18 protein-coding genes and 1 tRNA gene are annotated in these 19,192 nt (G+C 38.3%); 5 read left to right on the forward strand and 14 right to left on the reverse strand.

The window, feature by feature from the left end; genetic code table 11:
- The first annotated feature begins 95 nt into the window (after positions 1-95).
- Complete coding sequence (locus BN1206_RS06325) at positions 96-1,121, forward strand: branched-chain amino acid aminotransferase (protein ID WP_013438209.1); 1,026 nt, start codon at positions 96-98, stop codon at positions 1,119-1,121.
- 55 nt (positions 1,122-1,176) lie between these two features.
- Here BN1206_RS06325 and BN1206_RS06330 read toward each other — a convergent pair whose 3' ends face one another.
- From BN1206_RS06330 to BN1206_RS06355, 5 genes are all read right to left on the reverse strand, one after another.
- Positions 1,177-1,356 carry a 2-hydroxymuconate tautomerase gene (locus BN1206_RS06330; RefSeq protein WP_003547962.1) on the reverse strand — a complete coding sequence of 60 codons (180 nt, stop codon included), beginning with the start codon at positions 1,354-1,356 and terminating at the stop codon, positions 1,177-1,179.
- Positions 1,357-1,579: 223 nt separating this feature from the next.
- A complete protein-coding gene (locus tag BN1206_RS06340) occupies positions 1,580-2,419 on the reverse strand; it encodes an alpha/beta hydrolase (RefSeq protein ID WP_013438211.1) in 840 nt (279 codons plus the stop codon).
- A gap of 169 nt (positions 2,420-2,588) precedes the next feature.
- Positions 2,589-3,818, reverse strand: a complete 1,230-nt coding sequence (locus tag BN1206_RS06345; protein WP_052543073.1) for a GH25 family lysozyme — start codon at positions 3,816-3,818, stop codon at positions 2,589-2,591.
- 173 nt (positions 3,819-3,991) lie between these two features.
- The gene (locus BN1206_RS06350; RefSeq protein ID WP_052543074.1) at positions 3,992-4,348 is read right to left on the reverse strand and encodes an arsenate reductase family protein; all 357 of its coding nucleotides are present in this window, start codon (positions 4,346-4,348) and stop codon (positions 3,992-3,994) included.
- A 1-nt stretch (position 4,349) separates the two neighbouring features.
- Complete coding sequence (locus BN1206_RS06355; protein WP_013642186.1) at positions 4,350-5,246, reverse strand: alpha/beta hydrolase; 897 nt, start codon at positions 5,244-5,246, stop codon at positions 4,350-4,352.
- A gap of 169 nt (positions 5,247-5,415) precedes the next feature.
- Here BN1206_RS06355 and BN1206_RS06360 point away from each other — a divergent pair.
- Positions 5,416-5,492 (forward strand) — tRNA-Arg (locus BN1206_RS06360).
- A gap of 99 nt (positions 5,493-5,591) precedes the next feature.
- Here the strand turns inward: BN1206_RS06360 and BN1206_RS06365 are convergent.
- From BN1206_RS06365 to BN1206_RS06380, 4 genes are all read right to left on the reverse strand, one after another.
- Complete coding sequence (locus tag BN1206_RS06365) at positions 5,592-7,172, reverse strand: ATP-binding cassette domain-containing protein (RefSeq protein WP_052543075.1); 1,581 nt, start codon at positions 7,170-7,172, stop codon at positions 5,592-5,594.
- Positions 7,172-8,749 (reverse strand): ATP-binding cassette domain-containing protein, encoded by a 1,578-nt coding sequence (locus tag BN1206_RS06370; RefSeq protein ID WP_052543076.1) that lies wholly within the window; start codon positions 8,747-8,749, stop codon positions 7,172-7,174. The genes BN1206_RS06365 and BN1206_RS06370 overlap by 1 nt, the downstream gene beginning before the upstream one ends.
- Before the next feature lie 324 nt (positions 8,750-9,073).
- The gene (locus BN1206_RS06375; protein ID WP_052543077.1) at positions 9,074-9,889 is read right to left on the reverse strand and encodes a Cof-type HAD-IIB family hydrolase; all 816 of its coding nucleotides are present in this window, start codon (positions 9,887-9,889) and stop codon (positions 9,074-9,076) included.
- 71 nt (positions 9,890-9,960) lie between these two features.
- Entirely contained in the window at positions 9,961-10,290 is a 330-nt protein-coding gene (locus tag BN1206_RS06380) for a hypothetical protein (protein ID WP_052543078.1), read from the reverse strand.
- Between the two features lie 203 nt (positions 10,291-10,493).
- Here BN1206_RS06380 and BN1206_RS06385 point away from each other — a divergent pair, with 203 nt between their 5' ends.
- Positions 10,494-12,494, forward strand: coding sequence for a hypothetical protein (locus BN1206_RS06385; RefSeq protein WP_052543079.1), 2,001 nt, complete (start codon positions 10,494-10,496; stop codon positions 12,492-12,494).
- Between the two features lie 52 nt (positions 12,495-12,546).
- Here BN1206_RS06385 and BN1206_RS06390 read toward each other — a convergent pair whose 3' ends face one another.
- Positions 12,547-13,146 carry an SHOCT domain-containing protein gene (locus BN1206_RS06390; RefSeq protein WP_013642205.1) on the reverse strand — a complete coding sequence of 200 codons (600 nt, stop codon included), beginning with the start codon at positions 13,144-13,146 and terminating at the stop codon, positions 12,547-12,549.
- Between the two features lie 72 nt (positions 13,147-13,218).
- On the reverse strand, positions 13,219-14,016 hold the full coding sequence (locus tag BN1206_RS06395; RefSeq protein WP_013642206.1) for a TIGR02452 family protein: 798 nt from the start codon (positions 14,014-14,016) through the stop codon (positions 13,219-13,221).
- 93 nt (positions 14,017-14,109) lie between these two features.
- Between BN1206_RS06395 and BN1206_RS06400 the strand changes: the two genes are divergently transcribed.
- A complete protein-coding gene (locus BN1206_RS06400) occupies positions 14,110-14,325 on the forward strand; it encodes a hypothetical protein (RefSeq protein WP_052543080.1) in 216 nt (71 codons plus the stop codon).
- Positions 14,326-14,702: 377 nt separating this feature from the next.
- The gene (locus BN1206_RS06405) at positions 14,703-17,084 is read left to right on the forward strand and encodes a Xaa-Pro dipeptidyl-peptidase (RefSeq protein ID WP_052543081.1); all 2,382 of its coding nucleotides are present in this window, start codon (positions 14,703-14,705) and stop codon (positions 17,082-17,084) included.
- A 59-nt stretch (positions 17,085-17,143) separates the two neighbouring features.
- Here BN1206_RS06405 and msrB read toward each other — a convergent pair whose 3' ends face one another.
- The 3 genes from msrB to BN1206_RS06420 form a co-directional block, all read right to left on the reverse strand.
- On the reverse strand, positions 17,144-17,581 hold the full coding sequence (gene msrB / locus BN1206_RS06410) for a peptide-methionine (R)-S-oxide reductase MsrB (protein ID WP_013438288.1): 438 nt from the start codon (positions 17,579-17,581) through the stop codon (positions 17,144-17,146).
- A gap of 49 nt (positions 17,582-17,630) precedes the next feature.
- Positions 17,631-17,912 (reverse strand): hypothetical protein, encoded by a 282-nt coding sequence (locus BN1206_RS06415; RefSeq protein WP_013438289.1) that lies wholly within the window; start codon positions 17,910-17,912, stop codon positions 17,631-17,633.
- A gap of 126 nt (positions 17,913-18,038) precedes the next feature.
- Positions 18,039-18,902: a GRP family sugar transporter gene (locus BN1206_RS06420; protein ID WP_022087367.1), complete on the reverse strand. Its 864-nt coding sequence runs from the start codon at positions 18,900-18,902 to the stop codon at positions 18,039-18,041.
- Positions 18,903-19,192: the final 290 nt, after the last annotated feature.

Below are 19,192 nucleotides of genomic sequence, written 5' to 3' on the forward strand. Positions count from 1 at the left end.
TTAAAACTAAAATATAAAGTTATCAGTTGTATTTTAAGCTTAATCTAACTATAATTTAACGAAAAAGCACTTTAAAAATATGAGGAGGCATTTTTATGACTAAAACTCGTCCAGAAGACTTGGATTGGAACAAGCTTGGCTTCAAATATCATGACTTACCCTATCGCTGGGTAGATGAATTTAAAGATGGTAAATGGCAAGGCGGTCATTTGACGCAAGACTCTACTATCACTTTTAATGAAGCAGCTGAAGAACTCCACTACGGTCAGGAAATCTTTGAAGGTTTAAAGGCCTACCGCAGAAAAGATGGCGGCATTAACTTATTTAGACCTGACCAAAATGCCAAAAGAATGGCAAATTCTGCTAAGCGTCTTTTGATGGAGCCTTATCCAGAAGATGAATTCATTAAAGCAGTTAAAGAAGTCGTTTTAGCCAACCAAGATTTCGTCCCTCCTTACGGCTCAGGTGGTACGCTCTACCTTCGTCCATTTATGATGGGAACTCAGCCAATTGTCGGCGTTTCACCTTCTGAAACTTATCAATTCAGAATTTATGCCACTCCCGTTGGCGCCTATATTAAAGGTTTGAAACCAATGCCATATGAGGTCAGCGACTACGATCGTGCTGCACCATTTGGTACTGGACAAGCAAAAACTGCCGGCAACTACGCCAGCAGCTTGATGCCATCATTGATTGCCAAAAAGAATGGTTTTGCCGATGCCCTTTACCTTGATCCAAAAGATCACAAATATATCGATGAATTCGGCGGTGCGAACTTCTATGGCATTACTAAAGATGGCCAATTCCAAACACCAAAATCAGACTCAATTTTACCTTCAATTACCAAACGCTCTATCTTAAAGATTGCTAAAGACTTAGATCTTGATCCAGTCGAAACTAAGATTCCAATCGAGGACGTCGATCGCTTCGCAGAAGCTGGCGCAATGGGGACAGCTGCTGTAATTTCACCAGTCGGCTCACTCACTTATCAAGGTAAAAAGTACGTCTTTGGTAGTGAAACTGAAGCTGGTCCGATCACCCAAAAACTGTATGATACTTTAACTGGCATTCAATTTGGCGATCTTGAAGACAAATATGGTTGGACTGTTAAATTAAGTTAAACAAAAATAAGCAAAGAAAAATGATCTTCTACCAAAATAGAAGATCATTTTTTGTTTAGGCTCTCCATTCGCCGCCTTGGCCGTATGAATGCTTACCTAATTCATTGATGATTACGTGGATGTGTTCCTTAGGAGCACCAGTATTCTTGTGAACTGCTTCGGTAACGTCCTTCATCAAATTAGTGATTTGTTCGTCTGAACGCCCTTTAATTAATTCAATATGTACAAATGGCATAATATTCAACTCCCTATCTTTATGAATTTGCTTCAATTATAGCAGAAAATTAACCAAAAACTTCGGCTGCAGCTAGAATTTCGAGCTTTGATTCATCTACTTTATCTCGAACATATGCATCAAATAAGCGATTACGATACTTATCAGTTTTCAAATTAAAATTAAGCGTCCAGGCTCCCAAAAAAAGCCAGTAAACTAAGAACCTCCTTTTTCATATCTATCCTCAATTTTTCTTCAAAAAATCGGTAATCAAGCGGTTAGCACGCGTCACATATTTACCCTTAAAGTCATGACCAGCATGCTTGAAAATATATAATTTCGAATGCTTAAACTTCTTATTAGCCTTCTCTGAATATGTTTCAGGCACAATGATATCGTCTGTACCATGCATGATCAGTACAGGACCATTGTATTTAGTGGCGGATTTTAACAAGTCATAATTAAACAGTTTAGCAAAGTAATTCTTACCCACTGTAAAACCAAACAGATTCAACGTATCAGGCACGCGATTAATTGATTTAAAGGCAACCTGCGCATAATCAGTAATTGAAAATGCAGGGTAAAGCAAAATTAATGACTTAACTTCTTTTGGATATTTAGAAGCAAGCATCGCGGAAACGGCCCCGCCCTGGCTTTCACCTAACAGCGATACCTGATAGCGATCAACATCGCTTCTATTTCTAACTGCATTTAAAACTGTCTTTAGATTTTGCTCCTCCGTAAAAATCGACATATTCAATTGACCAACGCCTGTGCTGCAGCCATTTTTGGCACCACCAGGATAATCAAAAGCATAAGCGACATAACCCTGACCTGCCAAATATTGTGCATATTTAGTTACATCACGGTAGTTGCCAGCTAAGCCGTGCGATAAAATGACCGCCTTTTTCTTACCTGGTAAATTTTGGGGCAAGTACAATCGACCATAAATATTGACGCCATCTTGATTGATATTCCAATCTTGCTCCAATACTTGATATTTCTTTTGGGGCAAGCTCTCCCTTGTTTTATTTCGCTTAACTGTTTTTACTGATGAATCTGAATTAGTATTATTTTTATTCATCGTGCATCCCGTCAACGCGAATGCCAAGCTAAGCAAAACTAATGTTGCTAATTTTTTCAAAATTTATTTCACCTTAATTAAAAAAATACCTAAGCGTTGCTTAGGTACTTTTATTATACAAAAAAAGCGCGCGCATATTCACTCGCGCTAAATAGATATTTATCTTTTTTTAGAAATTAGCTGACTTAACGTATAAGCCCTTACCAATACGGTAGTAGTACTTACCGTTAATGTTAAAGCGTGAACCGTAAGTCTTAACTGGAGTACCTTTTCTCAAAACTCTCCAGTTTGCACGTCTTCCTGCGTGGTTGTAGATATAAGCATTGCGTCTCATAACACGTGAGTTACCTAAAACGTTGCTTGCCATTACATAACGGTCATTGCCAACCTTAAGAGCAGTCTTGCCATTATCCAAAGTTACAGTTGAGCCGTAGTATTGAATGCCGTAGTAAGCTGCGTAGTAGCCACTTTGACGTTCACCCTTCTTGTTGTAAATGTAGGCCTTCTTCATTACGTAAGCAGAAGTTGCTGGTTCAGTTGGAGTTGAATCAGTCTTATTGTCAGTAGATGAAGAATTTGAGTTATTAGTAGTATTTGAATTACTGCTTGAAGGAGCTTGTGAAACAGCACCGTTGTTAGAAGTTACATTACCGTTAATTGATAATGGAAGAACAGCAACGTTACCATCAACGCTTAGTCCGCGCCAGTTATCAGTAAATTGCCAAATTGATACACCGTCCATTGATGGGAAGTAATTAAAGTTAGGATTATCAATTCTACCTGAAATAGCATATGAAGCTACCCATAATGAGTTAGGGTACTCAGCAATTACGCTGCTGGTATCAATGTTGTTTTGCAAAACTGATGAACTTGCGTAAAGAAGTGGTTGGTAACCAGCTGCCTTGATTGTGTCCATGAATGCAATGATTGCGTTAGCAGTTGGCGTCTTACCACCATAAATGTTGTTGCCTTGGCCAGTTTCATAGTCACAAGCAATATATGAACCCTTTGGTAAACCAAATGCTTGCGCTGCCTTAACAGCATAGTTTGCTTCTGCTACAGCAGCACTTGAGTTAGAACTAAAAGTAGCAAAGTGGTATGCCATTGGCATCATATTGTTAGAAATAGCTGTAGAAATTTGGCTTGAAGCCTTAGGGTTACGGTATGAAGTACCTTCACTTACCTTAACGATAGCAAATTGTGCACCTGCTTGAGCATGACTTGATAAGTCAGCATTTTGGTAACTGGCAACGTCCACACCAAGTGAACGTGCTGCAACAGATGTAGTTGATGCTTGAACAGTAATTTGTGGTCGATTAATTTGAGTTACTGCCACTCCTGCAGTTTCTAATACGGTTGCACATGCCAATTTAATAATTAATTTTTTGGTTGTAGTCAATCTTCTCGTCCTCCACTATGTGAAAAAATTCAAATTCACACTTGTTGATCTTCCTAGTAATACGAAATCAAATTTAGGATAAGCTCGTTTGAGATTTTAGTCAATAGATTCGCTCTAGATGTAAGGTTAGCTTAATCTTTGTCATAATTTTGTATCATACAAAGCCAAAAGCTTTACAGCCAAGTTTCTTCATAAATATTTTCTCTAAAACCACAAGTTAAATGATCATCGCCGACAACAAGCGGACGCTTAATCAGTTTGCCATCTTTGGACATCATCTCGGCAGCTTCTTCAATCGTCATATCAGGAATTTTGTCCTTTAATTTCTGCTGGCGGTAATGTTGACCAGATGTATTGAAAAAGTATCTTAAACCGCGATCTTGATACTTAGTCATCCACTTAATCAAGTCTTCTTTTTTAGGTGGCTGTTCAACTAAATCTTGGAACTCATACTTTACGTCATGATCGTCTAACCACTTTTGCGCTTTCTTTGAAGTAGAACAACGTTTATAACCATAAAATTTAATCATATTAATCCTTCTTCATGTGTTCTCTAAAGAATTCAAGTTCTTCATCGTTAGCAATATCGGCTAATTCATCCTTTTGATTTACGAAAAAGACATGGCCACGAGGATGATCTTTATCGCCATATGATTTACAAATTGCATGCACGCCGCGACCTAATAAGAAGCCAAATAAAGTAAACTGCATATCATGCAAGAAATCATTATTTGAAGTAATTAAGAATGTTGGCAAGAAATTAGAGTTAATATACTTTTCAACGTCAAGTTGTTCGTGATACTTATCAACTGCTTTAGGAATGAAGTAAAGACTCTCAAGACCATCAAGACTTTCGGGAGTTAAAACAAATGAAGCAGCACAGTTAAGTCCAACTGCTCTAAACTTTAAGTTAAGCGGCTTGTATGGGAACAATTTGGCATAGTCTGGATTAGTCAAAATCGTTACATATTGTTCAGCCATTTGACCACCGGCACTGTCGCCAACGATGAAGACATTGTTTCTATCTAAACGATATTCTTCTGCATGGTCATCGACCCAGTGCATGTAACGGTCGACATCGTCCAACTCATCAGGAAATTCGGCGTTTTCTGGGGCAAGTCGGTAGTTAGGGTTAATGAAGGCAAAACCATGCTTAGCCAGATTCATGCCGTAATATTGGTAAGTTTCTTTGGTGCCGTAAACCCAACCACCACCGTGGATATTGATGATGACAGGAAATGGCTCATCAGTCTTTTTAGGCAGATAAACATCTAAGGTATGCCATTTGTCTGAGCCGTATGATAAGTCATCGATCCGTTCAACCTCGGGAATATCATGTGGCAAATCTTTGTCACGTTCGTCGTCGCTCTTTTTGCATCTCGCACGATACTCTGTGACAAACTTTTTAAGTCTCTGTGAAAGTTCCATAATGCTTCTCTTTTCTATTATTTATTGATCACACTTTAATTATACTTGCTTTAAAATAAAAACCCGGATTTAAAATAAAAAAATAATTTTTTTAAAATATCCCTTGCATTTTAAATGGGTATTCCCTATAATAGTTTATGTTCTGTTGAGGACATACAAACATACAGATGGTCTGGTAGCTCAGCTGGATAGAGCAACAGTCTTCTAAACTGTGGGTCGTGGGTTCGAATCTCACCCGGATCACCAAAGTAGCAACGCTTGTGGACGTTGCTTTTTTGTTGCAAAAAATAGGCCAAAGAAAAATGCCGATAATCTTTGCTTTACGCTTTGATTGTCGGCATTTTTTTATCTAGTTAAACAGATTTCATGATCAAAGATCTTCTGCATCTCATCATTAAAATTATGTGCGATAAACACAATCGTGGCGTCGGTTTTAACTAATCGTTTCAAAATTCTCATTGTTGCAGCTTGGTCAATTGCACTTGTTCCTTCATCAATCAAGATTAGCTTACTATCATGAACCTTACTACGAGCTAAAACTATTTTTTGCCTTTGACCACCTGAAACGTTTAATTTATTCAAATCAATTTCTGTTTCAATTCCATCTGGAAACTTCGATACGTCACTAGCTAGCTGCACATCGTTAATTGCTCCAGAAACAAATTGTTCTAGTTTATCATTAAACATAGTAATATTCTCGGCAATCGTCGCTGGGAACAGCACTGGAAATTGTGGCAAATAACCAATTTCGGCTAAATCTGGCTTAACTACTTTCCCACTCTCATCAAAGTATTCAATTTCACCACGAGTGGCTTTTTCTTCGCCTAAAATCAACTTAAATAAAGTACTCTTGCCAGAACCAGAGTCACCAGTAAGTAAGACCTTTTCACCAGCATTAACTTGAATATCAGGGAAAGCTACTTCTTCACCGTTCTTAAATTTGATAGCTAAACCTTTAGTTGAAAACGACACTGGCTGTTTCAAATCAACCGATTTTTCATCAATGATCTTTTTCCTGGCCTGTAAAATTTGCTTACGCAAATCCTTAGTTGCCTTCATTCGACCGCCATAATCAGCTATTCCTTGAAGCGAAGCAAACATCGCTGAACTAAAGTTACCAATACTTGCAATTAAACCAAAAGCAGCCCAATTATTAACCACCAAAAATCCAGTTAACAGGAAAATCAATGCATCCCCAACTGAATAAGCTAATTGATTTAAATAGTCCAGTTTTTGATCTACCTTTTGTTTTTCAACGTTAGCATTTTCCAATTTACCTGAACTCTTAGCAATCACGTCGAACAACTTTTGTCCTGCTAAATATCTGCGCAGTTCTGAAAAACCAATGAGCCAATCACCCAATGTCTTCAGATACTTTTTATTTGCATCAGATACTAGACTGGTAACCTTCTGTAATTGCTTATCCATCAGTTTAGGCAAATAAATCTGCACTGCCGCAAAAATTAAACACGCAAGAAGTAAGCTCCATTGAAATGTAAACAGTGTAAGGGCTACGCTAAACACGCTAACGAGCATCCCTGCCACATAACGAAATGAGTTTAGATAATCATTGTGTAGCAACGTTAAATCATTAGTCATTCTGTTCTGCACGCTGCCCGCATGATGACTCTTACCATCTTCAAAATAATGATCCGTCAATTCTTGCCTAATCAAATGAAGATACCTTTGCACGTGCTTTTGCCAGATAATTCCCGCAACATTATAAAAAAGATAGACGAAAACGTAACAGACAATCTGCAAAACGGTCCAAAAGATGAACATCTGTAAGTTGCGATTACGTACTGCATTAAATTGCAGCGTTAAAAAGTAAGCTACCCCAATTTCACCTGCTGCACCGGCCATTTGAAGTAAAAGTGCAATGCTAAAACTCCACGGATTTAATTTGAACAATTCTTTCCAGCTCATTATTTACCCTCCAAGTGAATTTCACGATCAAACAACGCCCTTTGCTCTTCACTCAAGTTGTGTGCAATCATCAAAAGTGTTTCTTTGCCCTGCGTTAAATTACGTAAAATCTTCGTCGCACCCTTTTGATCAATCGCACTAGTTGCTTCATCTAAATATAAAATTGACTTTTCATGAACCATTGCCCGCATTAAGACGACTTTTTGTTGCTGTCCGCCTGAAAGCAAATTATGCTTTACTTCAATTTCAGTAGCTAATCCATCCTTTAGTTTTTCTTCATCATGAACAAAAGCATTTGCTTCAACTGCAGAATTAACACGATCGTTCAATTTTGAATTAAACATTGTGATATTCTCCAAAATCGATGCGTCAAACATCGTTAAATCCTGTGCTAGATAGCCTATTTGATTAAAATCTGGATGAATAAGCTCATCATTTTTATTCTTAAAAATTACCTCACCACTGCTTAGCTTAATTTGTCCTAACAATACTTTTAATAAAGTAGACTTACCGGTACCGCTATCGCCTACAAGCAGAACTTTTTCACCACGGTTAATGACAAAATTAGGATAAGCAATCTTCTCACCATGCTCATATTTAACAGACAAATTCTTTACTTCAATTGAGGCAATTTCATCAATCGAATCATATTTCTTATCTGCTTCAATTTTTTGCAATTTGGCTAGCTGATCTCTCAAGGTCTTAGTTGATTTAAGCTGAATATACTTAGTTACACAACTATTTACACTGTAAAAGATCCCATTAGCAAAATAGCCAGCAGTTAGAATTGCACCTAAGCTCACTTGATGATTGAAAAATAAAATTCCAGCAATTACTGGTACACCAACACGCCCCATAACATCAAAAATGGCTGCAACCATCCCTACATAAATCATTGACTTATCACGTTGATATTCGCTTTGTTCAAGCTGATGACTTGATTCACCAATTTTCTTTTTCAAAATTGATTTATTTTTATATCTCCGAAGTTCTTCAAGTCCATTGAACCAATTTTCGATTAAATTCAAAAACTGTGCATTCTTGGAAGATACTTTTTCCGTTGCCTTATTTGTATATTTTTCTAATAACTTAGGCACTACAATTGCGAAAAACGAAATCACCAGACTATATGCCACCAATATCCAGTGAAAAGTGAATAAAGTTCCAATTGTAAAAACGATATAAATCAAATCACAGGCAAAGTAGAAATAAACATCATAGTAGCTTGTCTGAATCATCTGCAAATCATTACCCAGATGATTTTCCATATCAGCCACTTTTTCTGGTTTCCGATAATAATGTTTAACAATATTTTGACGCACCTGATGAAATAAATTCTGCGTCTGCTTAGTATTTTGAATATTTGCAATGTTAAAACTTGAATTGCAAATTTGACCAAACACAAATTGCACAGCAATTAATTCAATAAATAAGGCAAATTTTCTTTGCGAAATTGCATTAAGTTCAGGACTAGTCAAGTAAGTATAAAAAGTAGTTGTGGCTTGCGTGAGCGTGATTAAAAACAGTACTAAAAATGCACGCTGATAGTTTGTTTTAAGATAATCTTTTAGACCCATTATTTTTCCTCGTTATTATCTACAACTAATTGACGAACTGTTTTACATCCCTAATCTGATTTGTCGCAAAGAAAAAGCACTGTCATTCGCATTTGAATTAACAGTGCAACAAATAAAGGTCGATTTTATAAAAAAATCGCCTTAGATTCGCCTACTGCTAATACTGATTGCAAAAAATGGGTACACTAAAAAAGTGCCAAAGTTCATTTTCTAATTAACAAATCAAGTATTAGAGATTCAAAAAGCGAATCATAAAGCAATTATCCTCTGTTTCTATAAGTTAATTAAACTATATCATCTATTTTTAATTTTGCAAGATAATTTTTATTTTTCTTCATCCAAGTACTTTTGCAATACTCTGAATACACCATTTTCAGTATTGGCCGGTGCAATAAACTTGGCATGTTTCTTAACCTTGTCCATACCGTTAGCCATAGCGTAAGAATACTTGGCAAAATCAAGCATTGGGATATCGTTGCCGCCATCACCGAAGGCAATTAAATCGTCACCGGTCATGTCCATCTTAGCTAGCAAACGTTCAAGACCACTACCTTTACTTACGCCTTTTACATTAACGTCGATGGCAAAAGTAGCCGATGCAAAGGCTGAAATCTTATTTTCGTGATCTTTATTAAATGCTTCTTCAACGTCTGCGGCGTGCTTACTGTCCATACCAAAAGTAATTTGATAAATATCATCTTCTGGCAAATCATTCCAGTCATCAATCACATCACTATTACCAGCAAAATATGCCAGGAAGTCACGTTCATCCTTGTCAATTTCACTGTGCAAGTATGCAATATCCTTTTGAAAGACCATAGTTGCCATCTTGCCGTATTTAGCTTGAACGTCATCGAGCAGTTCTAAAACGTCTGCTCTATTCATTGGGTAACTTGCGGCGTCCTTACCCTTGATGATCAAACGGGAACCGTTTAAAGTTACAAAGTCCATTCTATCAGCAAAGCCCTTGAAGTCTTGCTTTAATCTAACGTAAGGTCTACCTGAAGCAACGATAAAGTGTACTCCACGCTTTTCAAATTCAGTTAAAAGTTGGTCGAATTGTTCATGATCAAATTGCTTACGATCATCCAAAAAGGTACCATCCATGTCAACTGCGACTGCTTTAAATGGTAATGTCATTCTCTTCACCTCAAAAAATTTTTTCAACAGGTTTTATCTTATCATCTAAAGCCGCTCTCATGGCAAATATTTTATCTAATTTTCAACTGCATTTTCCTGCTCCGACGCCAAATTAGCACATTAATCGCAATCAAAACCACCGTGGTAATGAAAAAGATCACATTATCATTCCAAAATTCCATCCAACCATACTTAGTAAGCGAACTTGGCGTAACTAGTTCAAGCACAAAGGCATAAATATAAGACACACCAAAAATGCCGGCAATCACACAATTAATTCCTGCTAAAAAGTACACCAAATATGCGCCAATTTTTGCTCGATCTTTGAGTAAATGAATGCCAATGAGCATCAACACAAATGAAATGCATAATGGCAACACGTAAAATGTCCAAAAGCCCATAACATATCCTCCATTTTTTTGAGATTATTATGTCCAAGATTTTTAAAATTTTAGTAAAACCGTAATTAAGATTTTCCAAAAGGTGTCATCTTTTCTATACATTTTTTATTCAACTATAATAGGAATAAAGGGAAAAGAAGGCGATTAACTTGTACTAATGAAAGATAGCATTATTAATATAGATGTAGATTGAAGGCATTTTTATGAAACCAGAAAATTTAAAAAAGCTCTTGCACCAAAATAGGCATAAGCTTTCGAAGAATCACGTTAAAGAAGATCAATTAAATATTAGCTATGTAAAAATAAATGATTTAAAAACAGCAAATAAGGCATCGGCCTTTAATATCGAACGCAATAAAGTCATCGATGAACAGCTCAATAAATATATGCATCCCAACTCCATCCACATTCGCTTAAAGCCTTACTTTGACTCTGGCACTTGGATCAAATGGATCGGTGTCTTGGGGGATGTAACTTTGCCGAATAAAACCAATCTCAATGGCTCATTGTTGATCGATAAAATCTCCTGCTACTCAGATAAGGTGGAAATTCTCGACTACCATGCTTGGCTGAATATTGAAAATATCAAATACATTGAACATCATAACCAACAGCTGGCAATCGGCGACTACATTGAAGGTATCAGTCAGGTTAAACAATATGGTCAGGGCAAATATGGCTTAGCCGCCACCTATATTAAAAAAGCCGGCATGTTCATCGGTACCAATAGAGCCGAAACATTGGTCAGCACCTATGATAGACAAGATTCTTGGGTGGTTGAACTAAGCAACAATAATCTGACGAAGAAGAATTATAGTGAAAACTTTATAAATAAAGATCTCGCTGAATTTGCTTCAACAGGTGCGCATGTCGATGCTAAGTTCCAACCAAGTCGGTATGAAAAGTTCCAGCAGCGTCTGCAAAATCTGCAACAAGGCGAATCTGACGATGTTTTGCCACTAATTGACAAAAATAAGCAAAAATACACTGCTACGGTTGTTCGTAGCCGTGCAGTAAAGATTCCAAACATCGCCCACAAGATGCCGCAATTAGAGGTTAAAGACGTCAAGGTCGTTGATAGCGGTCGCTTGGTCTTTGCTAAATATTCCTTGCCTTATGTGGGCGACATTAAGAAGCTAGGTGAATTGCGCACTGATGATCAAATCAGCTTCTATAGCGAAGCTGCACCAAATAGCAGCAATTCGTTCAATATGGTAACCAACTTTGAATTGCTTACAGAGCATGATTTTATCCCGCTTCCATCTAACCCAAATGCCTTTTTGGGCTACATTATGTGGCGCCACCCAGAAGAAGGCGAATCGACTTACATCGCCAACTACCAAAACTGGGCTTTGGCTAAGCAGATTCATACTGAAGAGATCGATCATGAGATCGATTCAATTCGCCCTACTTCCAATTTAACTGAGCTTGAATTAGCCAACAATTTAAGTATCGATCAAAAATTGGTTGCCAACGCAAGAAGGCAAGGCTTGATCAAACCGGTTACCAGCAATGGACTAACCAGACGTTACGATAGCAATGCCTGGAACTTGCTTAGACAGGTTATCGGTGCCCAAGATAGTACGACGATTGAACATTTAAAGCAGATTTATCCGATTTATACTACGGATGATATCGTGAAAAAGACTGGCGTGGATCGTAGCGAAGTCGATACGAGAATCCGGCAAGAAGAGTTTTTCCCACTAAACGGACTGCATTGCTCGATCAATATTTATGGTCCAAAGGTGTTTGATTTATTTAAAACACGTAAAACTGTGCAAGATCTTTTACCAAATAAGACTGGTGTGGTCACTAAGCGTGAAATTCCGGTTAATAAGTCGCTGCATGAAGTAATTGAAAAAGCTGAAGCTGAAAATAAAGAAAAGCAAAAAGCTGAAGTAACTGAACCTAAGAAGCCAGCGATCAAGTTCAGCAAGAGAGCTGAGCCAAAGCCACAAATTACGGAACCTCAACCTAAAGTTGAAGAATCTACTCCAGCAGCTACAAGCTCTATCATTATTATTTCTACCTTTGCCGATGAAAAATATGACTATGTTGCAGCTGATGCCAATAAGGCAATCGCTGAAATCATGGCGGCTGCTGAAAAAACGATGGTTAACAAGATGCTGCAAGTTAAAGACCACACTACAGGTCAGCCTGCAATCATCTCTGTCAAGGCCATCATGAAGATGGAATTGCAATAAAATAGAAAGAAAAAGTCATGTGTCTCTAAAAACACATGGCTTTTCGTTTACTCTAAATTTTCAAAATTTGCTTTTTCTTAGCTTGAAATTCTTCTTCAGTCAGAATCCCTTGATCAAGCAAATCTTTCAACTTCTTAATCTGCTCTACTTGCTCATCAAGGTTATCATCATTTCGCGACCATTTCTTAATCGTTGCTGTCAAAAGTGCCGCAGTTGTCCTATTAAGTAAGTTAATGTTAACTTGTTCATTATTCACTATTAACGTTAATTCTTCAGATATAATTTGCTGCTGTAAGAGCACGCTCATAATCTCTGTTAACGGGATCACACGGCTATTTTCACTAGGATGTTTTTTACTCAAAATAATCAAATTTTGATTAGTACATGTCAGCATTACATCTTCGCCCTGATCAGTAATTCCGAGCGCTGCATACTCGATTTTTTCATGATCACTCAGTAGATTACTAAGCGGCGCTAAATCCTTACTGTTAAACCAAATGTCATAAACTTTAGCATTAATCAGTTGTTGTTTAAGTTCAGCTGGCAAATCTAGTTTTTTAATCTTAGCAATAACTTGTTGGCTGCGCTGGTCGGCCAAAAACGCTTGATTCGCTTTTCTTTGTTTTTTACTAAATAAATCAAAAAGTCCCATAGATATTTTCCTTAGTACATAAATATTTACTTATATTATGAACTAAATTTACCTAAAAAACATCTATCTAACTCACTCGAAAACTTTCTTAAATTCATTCACTGCGCGATTTTGTCGCCGCTCATCTGGGATCACTGCATAAACGACCTTTGAAATACTGGTTGGCTGCTCGAAAGTCCTCTGCCACATCTTGGCAACTTCGGCTGGCTTAAAGCCAAAGACGCCGGCGCCCCATGCACCAAGGATCAATACATCAACTTTTTGATCTTCAGCTATTTTTTTAACAAAATTCATTCGACTAAGCATTGCACTGTCAGCATCACTATAGAACTTCATCTGCTCTTCTGGCTCACGCAAGGTGCGACGACCAGCAGTCTTATTAGGTGCGGCACATGTGAGCACACCACTTTGAACATCCCCATCCCAGATAATATCAGGCGAATAAAGCCCGCGGTTCATATATAGGCCGCGATTTCTGTGCTGTTTATTCCAAGCATAAAAATCACGTTGACTTGCAATAACCGGATAAAGGTCTGACTGCGTACAAATCGCTTCTTCTTGCGCCATTGCACCGTTTAAAAAACCACCACCAGGATTAACATATGAAGCAAAATTCAAAGCAGCTACTTTTTGTTGCGGATAATCTTGGCAGGCCTTAATCACGGCTTGATTGGTAGCAAGGGGCCAGACAATTTGCTTAGCTTTTTGAGTAAAATCATCAACTTCTTTATCGGCAAAAGCATCAACACTATAAACCTTGGTACCTTTAATTGAAGCTCGAATTTGAGATTGATATTTTTGCTCGATCATCGCTTCATGTTTGCGGGCCACATTGCGATAATGTTCACGTTTAGAGTTATAATTTGCCATCAGTTTTCCTTTCTAAAAAATATCGAAGTTTGAACGTTTGTTTGATATAATTTTAATAAAAAACTAGCACAAATACAACTAAGAGGAATAAGAATGAAAACTCTAAATATTATCGGCATCAGCATTTATCTGATCATTGCTATCGTTCTAGCGGTCAGACGTATTCAGTTCACCCAGGCATTTCACCAAAATAAAATTAAAGAAGAAAATTATGATCGTCTAACTAAGCGAAACACGATTGAATTAATCGTAGTCGTTGCTCTAGCATTGCTTTACGTTTATACGCCATTTAAAATTTTTATCTTTTAACGAAAAAAAGCCGGCAAAATCGCCGACTTTTTCATTATATAAACTTAACATACTTCGTATTAAGCATCACATACTTGCGTCCTAATTTAATCTGCGCATAACTACGCTTGCCATCTTAAACACACGATTTACATGATACTTAACACCTGGCTTAGCCTTGCGTGAATTCTTCACCAACTTACCCTTTTTATTAATCGTGACAAATCTTATATTAATTCCCAATTATAATATTAGTACTCTATTTTATAATTAAAAATAAAATTGCACTGATACTTATATAAGAGGACTCTAAAATTAACTTAATCTCATCTTTTTTGATTGCGATGTCACCTTAAACAGGTAAACTATAATTAATAAGAAAAAAAGGAGCGAAATCAATGAAATACAATCAATATGCCTATGTTGAAACCAGCTTTGATCAACAAGTCAAAGAATTAATCGACATCAACTTCCTACCTAGAAACTACGAAGACTGGTCTTTCAGCGACCTGCTTGAAAAACTCGTTAAAAACGCAATCGCTGAAGCCAAGACTGATGCTGCTAAAACGGCCAAGTTGAACGAATTCGCTGTTTCAGATCATGAAACTTTAGCAGATTTCTTAAAAGAAAAGTCTGAATCCATCGGCACCGAGCAATTCTACAACGTTGCTTTGCAACTGCTCGGCTATCACGTTCACTACGACTATCAATTTGATGACCCAACTCGCTTTATGCAAAAAAATGCTTTGCCATTTGTTCAAGACATCAGCGACAATCACAAATTGATCTCAGCCTTCTACCGTTTGCTCAACACTCGTAGTAAGAATGGTCAAATCTTGCTCGATGTGATGGCTGGTAAAGGCTACTTCACTCAATTCTGGGGCCAAAACGAATTCAAATTCTTCAACGGCAAGTCCATCCCTGTTTTTGACACTAACAAGGTAATCCGTGAAGTCGTTTACGTAGAAACTGATCTTGACACCGACCACGACGGCAAGAGCGACTTGATTCAAGTTACTGTCTTCCGTCCTGCCGAAACTAACAAAGGCCTCAAGGTGCCAGCACTTTACACTGCATCCCCATACTTCGGTGGCATCATCGCCAACGAAAAACGAAACCACAACGTTGATGAAAACTTGTCCGATGCAAGTACCTGGAACGACCCACAATATGAACACTCTCCAATCGTTAAGGCAGAAAAGCCAGACGGCTCAAGCCACCCAGCAACTGAAGAAGCAGTTCACAAGTCATCTTACCCATTAAACGAATATATGCTTGCTCGTGGTTTTGCTAGCGTCTTTGCTGGTGCCATCGGTACGCGCGGCAGTGACGGTGTCAGAATTACCGGTGCACCTGAAGAAACTGAATCAGCTGCAGCTGTCATTGAATGGCTTCACGGCGACCGTGTTGCTTACACTGACCGCACCAGAACTGTTCAAACCAAAGCCGATTGGTGCAACGGCAACATCGGGATGACTGGTCGTTCATACTTGGGTACTTTGCAAATCGCTATTGCAACTACTGGCGTCAAGGGTCTGAAGACTGTTGTTTCTGAAGCTGCTATTTCATCATGGTACGACTACTACCGTGAACACGGTTTGGTTATTGCTCCTGAGGCTTGCCAAGGTGAAGACCTCGACCTTTTGGCTGAAACTTGTCAATCTAACTTGTGGGATGCCGGTTCCTACCTCAAGATCAAGCCAGAATACGACAAGATGCAAAAGGAATTACTTGAAAAAGAAGACCGTAAAACTGGTCAATATTCTGACTTCTGGGAAGCAAGAAATTACCGTCATCACGCAGATGGCATCAAGTGCTCATGGATTTCAGTTCATGGTTTAAACGACTGGAACGTTAAGCCAAAGAACGTCTACAAGATTTGGCAACTCGTTTCTAAGATGCCAATGAAGCACCACCTCTTCTTGCACCAAGGTCCGCACTATAACATGAACAACTTCGTTTCCATCGACTTTACTGACTTGATGAACCTCTGGTTTGTTCATGAACTCCTTGGCGTAGAAAACAATGCCTACAACCAATGGCCAACAGTCATGATTCAAGACAACTTGCAAGCTGACAAGTGGCATGAAGAAAAGGACTGGAACGACGATTTAGGTCAAGAAAAGAGCTACTACCCTACTGACGAAGGCGATCTTTACGCAGATGGCAATGGTCAAGCTAAGAAGTCATTCACTGACGTAGGTGGCATCGAATTCAAGAAGGCTGGTATTTCTGAAAGCGACTGGCAATACAAGTTTATCTGTGGTGATGAAAAGTGGGCTAAGCCAAGCTTACGCTTTGTCACAGATGAATTTATCCACCCAACTACAATCGTAGGTCGTCCTGAAGTTAAGGTCAGAGTCAAAGGTTCTCTTCCTAAGGGTCAAATTTCTGTTGCTTTGGTTGAACTTGGCGAAAGACAACGTTTGACTGCAACACCTAAGTTCTTGATGCGTGGTGGCCAAGAATTGGGTTATAGATTTGGCACTGACACTTTGCAAGAATTTGTTCCAGACAAGAAGACCAAGGCTAAGTTGATCACTAAGGCCCACATGAACATGCAAAACTACAAGGACATGAAGAAGCCTGAAGCAATTGAAGCTGACAAGTTCTACGATTTGGACTTCTTGCTTCAACCTACCTACTACACTATTCCATCAGGCAGCAAGTTAGCTTTGATCATTTACTCAACTGATGAAGGCATGACTAAGCGTCCACTTGAGGAAGAAACTTACACAGTTGATTTGGCTAATACTGAAATCAAGTTTTATGAAAAATAGAATTTAAACAAAACATCATCAAAAAAGACTACTAAGCGAAAACTTAGCAGTCTTATTTTTTACTCAAACAACTTCTTATACTCGCCATAACCTGCTTCATCTAGCTTCTCATATGGAATAAAACGCAATGCTGCAGAATTAATGCAATAGCGCAAACCGCCACGATCCACAGGCCCATCAGTAAAAACATGACCCAAATGTGACTGCGCCTCTGGACTTACCACTTCGGTACGCTCCATGCCATGTGACTGATCGCGGTGATACTTCAGTTTCTCAATCGGCTTAGTAAAACTAGGCCAGCCGCATCCCGCATCATACTTATCCTGGCTAGAAAACAACGGCTCACCTGACACCACATCAACGTAAATGCCTTTTTCATAAAAATCGTCGTACTTACCAGTGAAAGGATACTCCGTCGCCGCATTCTGAGTGACCTCGTATTCTTCCTTAGTCAACTTCTTCAAAGCTTCTTTTTTCTTATTTTCGTCTAAAACCATCTTTTCACCTCATCAAAAAAGAGCGACAGAATCTATCTGCCACCCCAATCTAGATATGTTCAGTCGTTTTTGGAAAGAAATTATCGATCTGTTTTTCATAGATGTCGAATTTATATTTCGTCACAAATTCATTCGTCGGATCGAATATTCTCACTTGCAACATTTCATTTTTACCATTCATGTGTACTTCTTTATTTGGCACTTTAAAAAATGACTCAAACGCTGCAATGACATTTTGATATGAACTATAAACGTGGACATTATGCTCTATTATTTCGCCATTACGAGAATATCTTCGTGCATCAATTACATATACAGTATTGTCATTCATAATTTCAATCTGCTCCTTTGATAGACTCTTCCTACTACTTATATTTTAATCCAAAATGGTCTAGAACATATTTCTTTTGCTTAAAAAAACAAAAAACGTCGGATGAAATTCATCCAACGTTCTCCATTAAAATACTGAAGTTAAGACTGCACCAGCGACGATTAATACCAAACCGATTGCAGTGTAAATGTAGCCCTTCTTGGTCTTTTGTTCGTGTAAGAATACGATACCACCAAGAGTTGAAATAACTACGCAAAGTTGTGACATAACGAAGGCCAAGTTAACACCGTTCATTTGAACTGAAATGATGTATGAAAGTGCGGCGATCGCAAAAATCACGCCGGCCGGAATAACTTGATAGCTCTCCTTTTCCTTCAAAACCTTAAGTTGCTTAGTGGCCACAATGTAAATAAAGGTGGCGATCATCATCCCGATTGTTTGACCCAAGAAAATCATGACGCCATCGCCCTTCAAAGCCTTAGGAATTGAGCTTGAAGTGATGTAACCCAAAGTGGTCAAAGCCAAGATGATCATTGTACTGGTTTGGTTTTGCTTGTTACCTTCGGCAGTACCCTTATCAGTCAAAGAGGTAAAGGCAACACCGACAACCAAAGCAAGAATGCCAAGGAAACCAAACAACTTAGCTTGTGTACTTGCCCATTCGCCAAAGATTAAAACCCCAACAAGTGGCACACCGATCAATTGTAAACCGGTTGAGAGTGGCATGGTTTCAGAAACACCGATCTTTGAGTAACTGTAGTATTGACCACACTGACCAACTACCCATGCGGCACCTGCAACCATAGCCAATAAAAATGAAGTCATATTAAATGCTGGACGCTTGATTAAAGTAACGACTACGCCGAACAAAAATGCACCTAATACTGAACCTACGATTTGGTGGTAAATATTACTCTTTTTAACCCCGGCAACGAATAGAGGCATAAGTCCCCATCCGATTGCAGGAATAAATAGAAATAAATAATTCATCAACAATTTCTCCCCTATTTTCTGTAAAAAAGTTACAAAAAGCATTCTATCAATGAAATCGCTTACGGTGCAAACAAAAAATAAGGAAAATTAAAAATGCTTTCATAGGCATAAGAAAAAGGATCAAACGATCCTGAAAAATGAATTGTTCGATCCTTTTTTCTCTATTTAATTATTTTTCTTTTTGCGGTCCACGCCAACAAATGAAGCCAAACCAGCAAATGCGAGAGCGATTAAGCCAAATGCGGCAGCATCTGATTACTTCTCGCCAGTTTGTGGCAAAGTGTTTA

The organism is Lactobacillus sp. OTU4228, from assembly GCF_001006945.1.
In the GTDB taxonomy this organism is placed as follows: domain Bacteria; phylum Bacillota; class Bacilli; order Lactobacillales; family Lactobacillaceae; genus Lactobacillus; species Lactobacillus amylovorus.

Bases quoted from the DNA above. Each gene is read 5' to 3' on its own strand.
- BN1206_RS06325 (WP_013438209.1), top strand. From the start codon at position 96: ATGACTAAAACTCGTCCAGAAGACTTGGATTGGAACAAGCTTGGCTTC.
- BN1206_RS06330 (WP_003547962.1), bottom strand. From the start codon at position 1,356: ATGCCATTTGTACATATTGAATTAATTAAAGGGCGTTCAGACGAACAA.
- BN1206_RS06340 (WP_013438211.1), bottom strand. From the start codon at position 2,419: ATGAATAAAAATAATACTAATTCAGATTCATCAGTAAAAACAGTTAAG.
- BN1206_RS06350 (WP_052543074.1), bottom strand. From the start codon at position 4,348: ATGATTAAATTTTATGGTTATAAACGTTGTTCTACTTCAAAGAAAGCG.
- BN1206_RS06355 (WP_013642186.1), bottom strand. From the start codon at position 5,246: ATGGAACTTTCACAGAGACTTAAAAAGTTTGTCACAGAGTATCGTGCG.
- BN1206_RS06365 (WP_052543075.1), bottom strand. From the start codon at position 7,172: ATGAGCTGGAAAGAATTGTTCAAATTAAATCCGTGGAGTTTTAGCATT.
- BN1206_RS06370 (WP_052543076.1), bottom strand. From the start codon at position 8,749: ATGGGTCTAAAAGATTATCTTAAAACAAACTATCAGCGTGCATTTTTA.
- BN1206_RS06375 (WP_052543077.1), bottom strand. From the start codon at position 9,889: ATGACATTACCATTTAAAGCAGTCGCAGTTGACATGGATGGTACCTTT.
- BN1206_RS06380 (WP_052543078.1), bottom strand. From the start codon at position 10,290: ATGGGCTTTTGGACATTTTACGTGTTGCCATTATGCATTTCATTTGTG.
- BN1206_RS06385 (WP_052543079.1), top strand. From the start codon at position 10,494: ATGAAACCAGAAAATTTAAAAAAGCTCTTGCACCAAAATAGGCATAAG.
- BN1206_RS06390 (WP_013642205.1), bottom strand. From the start codon at position 13,146: ATGGGACTTTTTGATTTATTTAGTAAAAAACAAAGAAAAGCGAATCAA.
- BN1206_RS06395 (WP_013642206.1), bottom strand. From the start codon at position 14,016: ATGGCAAATTATAACTCTAAACGTGAACATTATCGCAATGTGGCCCGC.
- BN1206_RS06400 (WP_052543080.1), top strand. From the start codon at position 14,110: ATGAAAACTCTAAATATTATCGGCATCAGCATTTATCTGATCATTGCT.
- BN1206_RS06405 (WP_052543081.1), top strand. From the start codon at position 14,703: ATGAAATACAATCAATATGCCTATGTTGAAACCAGCTTTGATCAACAA.
- msrB (WP_013438288.1), bottom strand. From the start codon at position 17,581: ATGGTTTTAGACGAAAATAAGAAAAAAGAAGCTTTGAAGAAGTTGACT.
- BN1206_RS06415 (WP_013438289.1), bottom strand. From the start codon at position 17,912: ATGAATGACAATACTGTATATGTAATTGATGCACGAAGATATTCTCGT.
- BN1206_RS06420 (WP_022087367.1), bottom strand. From the start codon at position 18,902: ATGAATTATTTATTTCTATTTATTCCTGCAATCGGATGGGGACTTATG.